General features: G+C 76.8%; 3 protein-coding genes. All 3 read right to left on the bottom strand.

What is annotated here, in order from left to right; genetic code table 11:
• Positions 1-48: 48 nt before the first annotated feature.
• Entirely contained in the window at positions 49-510 is a 462-nt protein-coding gene (locus RIF68_RS36005; RefSeq protein ID WP_309055864.1) for a roadblock/LC7 domain-containing protein, read from the bottom strand.
• On the bottom strand, positions 510-1,256 hold the full coding sequence (locus RIF68_RS36010) for a transcriptional regulator (RefSeq protein WP_309055866.1): 747 nt from the start codon (positions 1,254-1,256) through the stop codon (positions 510-512). The genes RIF68_RS36005 and RIF68_RS36010 overlap by 1 nt, the downstream gene beginning before the upstream one ends.
• A gap of 95 nt (positions 1,257-1,351) precedes the next feature.
• The coding region (locus RIF68_RS36015) for a hypothetical protein (protein WP_309055861.1) at positions 1,352-1,670 on the bottom strand (319 nt) is incomplete at its 5' end.

The following is a 1,670-nucleotide window of genomic DNA, read 5'->3' on the forward strand; positions in this document are numbered from 1 at the left end:
ATGGTGTCGTACTTCCTGTTCCGGATGTGAGGGGACGGGTCGGGATCGTTACGGGATACGGGGTGGGGTGCCGGGTCGGTCCGGGGCGCCGCGCTCCAGGGCGCCGTCGACGAGTTCTCCTATGCGGGCGCTCGACCGGCGGGCCTCCAGGTGGAGCCGCCCCACGTTGACGCGGGGCTCCGCGAGGAGGGTGAGGACCGCCGAGCCGCCCGCCGCGTACGTCGCCACGTAGCCGTGGTCGCCGCGCACGAGCAGTTCACGGAAGGCGCCCTGGCCCGTGGAGTCGGTCAGGCGGCGGCCGACGCCGAGGGCCGCCGCCGTCAGCGCGGCCACGCTCTCCGCCTCGCCGTCCACCGGGTCGGAGGCGAGGACGAGACCGTCCGCGCTGGCCGCCAGCGCCCCGGTGAGCTGGGGCAGCCGGGCCCGCAGCCGTCTGAGTTCCACGAGGACCTCGGCTTCTGCCGTCATGAGCTGTCTCCTCTCGGCGCGCAGGCGCAGGGCACGCCTCATCACGGGTGTGCCTCCAGGGCGTCACGGAGCCGGCGCAGCAGAGCGATGTCGGGATCGGCCACCGGTGGCAGGGGTGTAGGGGAGGCCGGGGGCGGGGAGTGGGGGGTGGTGGCCGCGGGTGGTGTCTCGACGAAGCCGGCGGCGGCCAGGCGCCGTACGTCGAGAAGGGTGTGGAAGGCGGGGCGGCCGAGCAGCCGGGCGAGCTCGGCGGGGGTGCGGCGGCCGTCGGCGGCGTCGAGCAGCGCGCGCTTGCGGGTGCCGACCGCCCGGCCCTCCGGAGCGGGCCGGGGGACGACCGGGGCGGTGTCGACGGAGGCGTACGGCCAGGCGGCCACGAGGAGTTCGCGGCGGCGGGCGGTCTCGCGCTCGACGGCCGCCGCCGGGACCGGCCGGACGGTGCCGAACCAGTGGCCGACCCCGTACCGGAAGCGGGTCGGCCCGCTGGTGGGGGAGAGGGCGAAGAAGGCGGCGTCGAAGACGGCGCAGAGGTGGCATATCTCCAGTTCGCCGCGGGGCAGCCGGCCGCTGTCCACGAGGAGGCGGGCCCCCGCGCGGGGGGGGCCGGCCCGGTCGACGGCCTCGTCCCAGCTCTCGCGCGGGAGGCGCCCGCCGGCGGTGAGGAGTACGTCGACGGCGGGGGCGGCGGGGCTCTCGGCGTGGACGACGTCGCCGTCGACCAGGTAGAGCGTGCCGTGGTCGCGCAGGAGGGCGCCCGTGGCGCCCTCGGCGGCGAGCCGGACGAGCATGGGGGAGACCGGCGGCGGTGGCGCCGCGGGGCCGGGGGCCGTCTCGGAGGACGTCCCGGGGGTGGCGGGGGGTGGTGGGGCCGTCACGGCGGGCGTCACCCCAGGACCAGTCTCTCGGCGAGATCGCGGAGACGGAGGCGGGCGAGGGCGAGGTTTCCGGTGTCGCGGTCGAGCCAGAGGTGGAGGAGGACGCTGCTGTCGAAGGAGGTGGTCTCGACGAAGCGGAGCACGTGGTAGCCGACCCGGGTGGTGACGATCAGGTCCTCGACGGGCGGGCCGTCCGTCGTCCCGGGTGCCCCCGGTGGGCCGGGCGGAGCCGGCACGGTGGTGTCGGGTGCCGTGAAGGTGTCGAACTCGGCCGCCGCCCGCGCCAGTTCCGCGGTCTCGGCGGCCGAGGTCTCGTGGTCGCCGGCC

Source organism: Streptomyces sp. (genome assembly GCF_031178505.1).
Classification (GTDB): Bacteria; Actinomycetota; Actinomycetes; order Streptomycetales; family Streptomycetaceae; genus Streptomyces; species Streptomyces gulbargensis.